Raw genomic sequence first — 4422 nt, forward strand, 5'->3', positions numbered from 1 at the left:
CGCGCCGTCGCGCTCGAAGCGCCAGCGGTCTGCAGGGTTTCGCCCAGCACGAAGGACAGGCAGTTGTGCCGCCGCAGGTCGGCGGGCGTGCGCGGCACGCCGTGGCGCTGCAGGTAGGCGGGCGAGGCGCACACCACGCGGCGGTTGTGCTCGGCCACCGGCAGCGCCACCAGGCTGGAATCGTCGGGCGTGCCGTAGCGCACCGCCAGGTCCACCGGCTGCCGGTAGAGGTCGGCCAGGCGGTCGCTGATGCGCACCTGGAAATGCACGCGCGGATGGCGCGCCTGGAATTCGTCCAGCCATGGCAGCAGCACGTTGCGGCCCAGGTCCGACGGCACCGAAACCGACAGCGTGCCGCCCACCGCGGTCTTGTCCCGGGCCAGCGCGTTGCGGCCCGCCTCCAGCGCCGCGAGCGCGGCGCGCGCGTGCTCCAGGTAGCGCTCGCCGTCCGCGGTAAGCCGGATGCTGCGCGTGGAACGCACGAAGAGCCGCGCGTCCACCGCCGCCTCCAGCCGCTTGAGCGCGGCGCTGGCCACCGCCGGCGTCACGTCGAGTTCGCGAGCCGCGGCCGAGAAGCCGCCCAGGTCGGCCGCCGCCACGAAAATGCGCAGGTCGTCGAAACGGACCATGGATCTATTTTCAAAAATCCGTTGAAACTGACTGCGATGCTACCGGGTTTTTCCGCTGCCGGACATGGGCAATCATGCGGCCATACCCGTTTTCCCTTTTCTCTTTCAGGAGTCCTCGCATGAAAATCGAACTCAACGGCAAGAAGGCGCTGGTGACCGGTTCGTCGGGCGGCATCGGCCTGGCCATCGCGCAGGGCCTGGCCGAGGCGGGCGCCGAGGTAGTGCTGCATGGCCGCAACGCCGACAAGCTCGCCGCCGCGCGGGCCGCCGTCGCCAGCCGCCATCCCGGCGCGCGCCTCGGCACCGTGCAATCGGATCTCGCCACCGCCGACGGCGCCGCCGCCCTCTGCGCCGCCCATCCCGACGTGGACATCCTGGTCAACAACGCGGGCTACTTCGCGCCCAAGGCCTTCACCGAGATCACCGACGACGATTGGCAATACATGCTGGACGTGAATGTGATGAGCGGCGTGCGGCTGTCGCGCCACTACCTGCCCCGCATGATGGCGGCCAACTGGGGGCGCATCGTCTTCATCTCCAGCGAATCGGCCCTGCAGATCCCGGCCGAGATGATCCACTACGGCGTGAGCAAGACCGCGCTGCTGGGCGTCTCGCGCGGGCTGGCCGAACTCACCGCCGGCACCGGCGTCACGGTCAACGCCGTGCTGCCCGGCCCCACGCGCTCCGAAGGCGTGGCCGGGTTCTTCGCCGAAATGGCCAGGGAGCAGAACGTGCCGCAGGCGCAGATGGAAAGCGACTTCATCGCCCGGCACCGGCCCAGTTCGCTGCTGCGCCGCCTGGCCACCGTGGAGGAAGTCGCCAACATGGTGGTCTACGCCTGCTCCGCGCAGGCCTCCGCCACCAACGGCGCCGCGCTGCGCGTGGACGGCGGCGTGGTGCGTTCGATCGCCTGAACCCTCATGCATCCGAGCCCATGAAAGCCATCGCCTATTATCGCAACCTGCCCGCCGCCGATCCCGAGTCGCTGCAGGACGTCACCCTGCCCGACCCCGTGCCCGGCGAACGCGACCTGCTCGTCGAAGTGCGCGCCATCTCGGTCAACCCCGTGGACGTGAAAGTCCGCGCCAACCGCCGCCCCCGGGACGGCCGACCCGAAGTGCTGGGCTGGGACGCGGCCGGCGTGGTGCGCGCCGTGGGCGCGCGCGCCGGCCTCTTCAAGCCGGGCGACCGCGTGTACTATGCCGGCGCGCTGGACCGCCCCGGCGCCAACAGCGAACTGCACGTCGTCGACGAGCGCCTGGTGGCCGCATGCCCGAAAGCCTGGACTATGCCCAGGCGGCCGCGCTGCCGCTCACCACCATTACCGCCTGGGAGCTGCTGTTCGACCGCCTGCGCGTGCTGGACAACGCGGCGCCCAGCCAGCGCAGCCTGCTGGCGGTCGGCGCGGGCGGCGGCGTGGGCTCCATCCTGGTGCAGCTCGCGCGCCAGCTCGCGGGCCTCACCGTCATCGGCACCGCCTCGCGCCCGCAACCCGCCAATGGGTGCTGGACCTGGGCGCCCATCACGTCATCGACCACAGCCGGCCGCTGGCCTCCGAGCTGCGGCGCGGCGGGTTCGGCCAGGTGGACTTCATCGCCGGCCTGACCCAGACCGACCAGCACTTCGGCCAGATGGCCGAGGCCATCGCGCCCCAGGGCCGGATCGCGCTCATCGACGACCCCGGCGCCATCGACGTGCGCCTGCTCAAGAGCAAGGCCGCCTCGCTGCATTGGGAATTCATGTTCGCCCGCCCGCTGCACGACAACGCGGCCCCTTCCGGGGCCGGCTTCAAACTACCGGGAGTTCCCATGACGATGGATGTAGTGGCCCTGACCCAGGCCATGGTGCGCACGCCCAGCCTGTCCGGCGAGGAGGGCGGCATGGCGCGGCTGGTTGCCCAGGCCATGCGCGAAGCGGGTTTCGACGAGGTGACGACGGACGCCAACGGTTCGGTGGTGGGCTATGCCGGGCCCGCGCAGGCAGACGTGGCCTTGCTGTTCGACGGTCATATGGACGTGGTGCCGGTCACCGGCCATTGGCGTTTCGACCCTTATGGCGGCGTGATCCACGGGGGCCGCCTGTACGGCAGGGGAAGCGCCGACATGAAAGGCGGTATCGCGGCGGCCATTTGCGGCGTGGCCGCGGCGGCGCGCCAGGGCTTGCGGCGCAGGATCGCCGTGTCGGCGAGCGTGCTGGAGGAAGTCATCGAAGGCCATGCGCTGGCCCGGGTGCTGGACGCCGTGCAGCCTGGGGCCGTCGTGATCTGCGAGCCGTCGGGCCTGCGGATCAAGGCGGGCCAGAAAGGCCGCATGGAGGTGCTGCTCACGCTGCACGGCAAGCCGGCCCATGCGGCGACGCCGCAAGTGGGGCGCAACCCCCTGCATGCGGCGGCGCGGGCCCTGCTCGCCCTCGAATCTCTGCCCCTGCCTTCCGACCCGGTGCTGGGGCCGGCCCTGCAGGTGCCGGTGGACGCGGTGTCGCAGCCGTATCCCTCGATATCGATGGTTCCGGGCGGCGTGACGCTGCGTTTCGACCGCCGCACCCTCGCGGGAGAAACCGAGCACGACGTGCTCGGCCCGATCAGGCTGTGCCTGGAGCGGGTGGGGGTGCGCGATTACACGCTGGAAATCAGCGCCGATCCGGTGCGCGCCTTTACAGGGGAGTCGGCGGCGCCGCCGCGCTGGCTGCCGGCATGGCGCTGTCCCGACGATGCGCCCGTGCTCGCGGCGCTGCGCGGGGCCGCGAGAGAGTGCGGCAGGGACGACGCGGTGGGCTGTTGGCCTTTTTGCACCAACGGCTCGGAGTCGGCGGGCGGCGCGGCATTCCCACGGTGGGCCTGGGGCCGGGCAACGAGGAAGACGCGCACACCATAGACGAGTCCGTCGCGGTCGAGCAGCTCGTGGGCGCGCGCGATATCTACCTGGCGCTGGCCCGCCGGATGGGCGCTTGATCGCCTGGGGCGATTCCGAGGCGCTCGGCGAAGGTCCGGCCGGCATACGCGCGGCGTAACAGCTCGAATTCCCGCCTGCCGCGGCGCCAGTTCTTCCAGCAGAGGGTCCAGCGATTGCGCCGCGCCGATAGGGCTGCGCCCGGGCGGGCCGCGGTCCTCGGGGCTATCATCCCGTTTTTGGCCATATCCGCACCAGGAGTTTTCCGCATGACCGCGAACGCCGCGCCGCCCGCCACGCCCGCCCGGGTGGACGTCATTTCCATCCAGTCGCAGGTCGTCTACGGCTGCGTGGGCAACAATGCCGCGCTGCCGGTGCTGCGCGAGGCGGGCTACCGCGCCGTGGCCGTGCCCACGGTGGTGCTGAGCAATACGCCGCACTATCCCAGCCTGTACGGCGGCGCGGTGCCCGCCGAATGGTTCGAGGGCCTGCTCCAGGGGCTGTGGGACCGGGGTGTCGTCGCGCAGGCGCGCGCCATCGTTTGCGGCTACCTGGGCAATCCGGCGCAGGCGGACCTGCTGGCCCGGTGGCTGCCCCGCGTGCGGCAGGCCAGGCCCGGCCTGCCCGTGTTCATCGACCCGGTCCTGGGCGACAGCAACGACGGCCTGTACGTGGATGCGGGGCTGGTGGAGCAATACCGCAAGCTGCTCGTGCCGCTGGCCGACGGCATGACGCCCAACCATTTCGAACTGGAAACGCTGGCCGGCCGTCCGCTCGCCACGCTGGACGAGGTGATCGCCGCGCGCGGCGGACTCATCGCGCAGGGTCCGCGCTGGGTGGTGGCGACCAGCGCCGCGCCGCGGGCCTCGGCGCAAGGCGCGCTGCTGCTCGTGGTGTGACGCGCG

General features: G+C 71.3%; 3 protein-coding genes and 2 pseudogenes. 4 read left to right on the top strand and 1 reads right to left on the bottom strand.

The genetic code is table 11. The features are described 5' to 3' along the window. Positions 1–629: pseudogene (locus AD428_RS21975) on the bottom strand (LysR substrate-binding domain-containing protein); the annotation flags it as partial. Positions 630–748: 119 nt separating this feature from the next. On the opposite strand from AD428_RS21975, the gene AD428_RS21980 reads away from it, so the two are divergent. The 4 genes and pseudogenes from AD428_RS21980 (at position 749) to AD428_RS22000 (ending at position 4416) form a co-directional block, all read left to right on the top strand. Then, positions 749–1543, top strand: a complete 795-nt coding sequence (locus AD428_RS21980; protein ID WP_053246587.1) for an SDR family NAD(P)-dependent oxidoreductase — start codon at positions 749–751, stop codon at positions 1541–1543. A 20-nt stretch (positions 1544–1563) separates the two neighbouring features. Then, a pseudogene (locus tag AD428_RS21985) lies at positions 1564–2386 on the top strand (zinc-binding alcohol dehydrogenase family protein); the annotation flags it as partial. A gap of 252 nt (positions 2387–2638) precedes the next feature. Beyond that, positions 2639–3502: a M20/M25/M40 family metallo-hydrolase gene (locus tag AD428_RS21990; RefSeq protein WP_235491070.1), complete on the top strand. Its 864-nt coding sequence runs from the start codon at positions 2639–2641 to the stop codon at positions 3500–3502. 284 nt (positions 3503–3786) lie between these two features. Continuing rightward, entirely contained in the window at positions 3787–4416 is a 630-nt protein-coding gene (locus AD428_RS22000; protein WP_082308546.1) for a PfkB family carbohydrate kinase, read from the top strand. Positions 4417–4422: the final 6 nt, after the last annotated feature.

Source organism: Achromobacter sp. DMS1 (assembly GCF_001270295.1).

Bases quoted from the DNA above. Each gene is read 5' to 3' on its own strand.
- AD428_RS21980 (WP_053246587.1), top strand. From the start codon at position 749: ATGAAAATCGAACTCAACGGCAAGAAGGCGCTGGTGACCGGTTCGTCG.
- AD428_RS21990 (WP_235491070.1), top strand. From the start codon at position 2,639: ATGGACGTGGTGCCGGTCACCGGCCATTGGCGTTTCGACCCTTATGGC.
- AD428_RS22000 (WP_082308546.1), top strand. From the start codon at position 3,787: ATGACCGCGAACGCCGCGCCGCCCGCCACGCCCGCCCGGGTGGACGTC.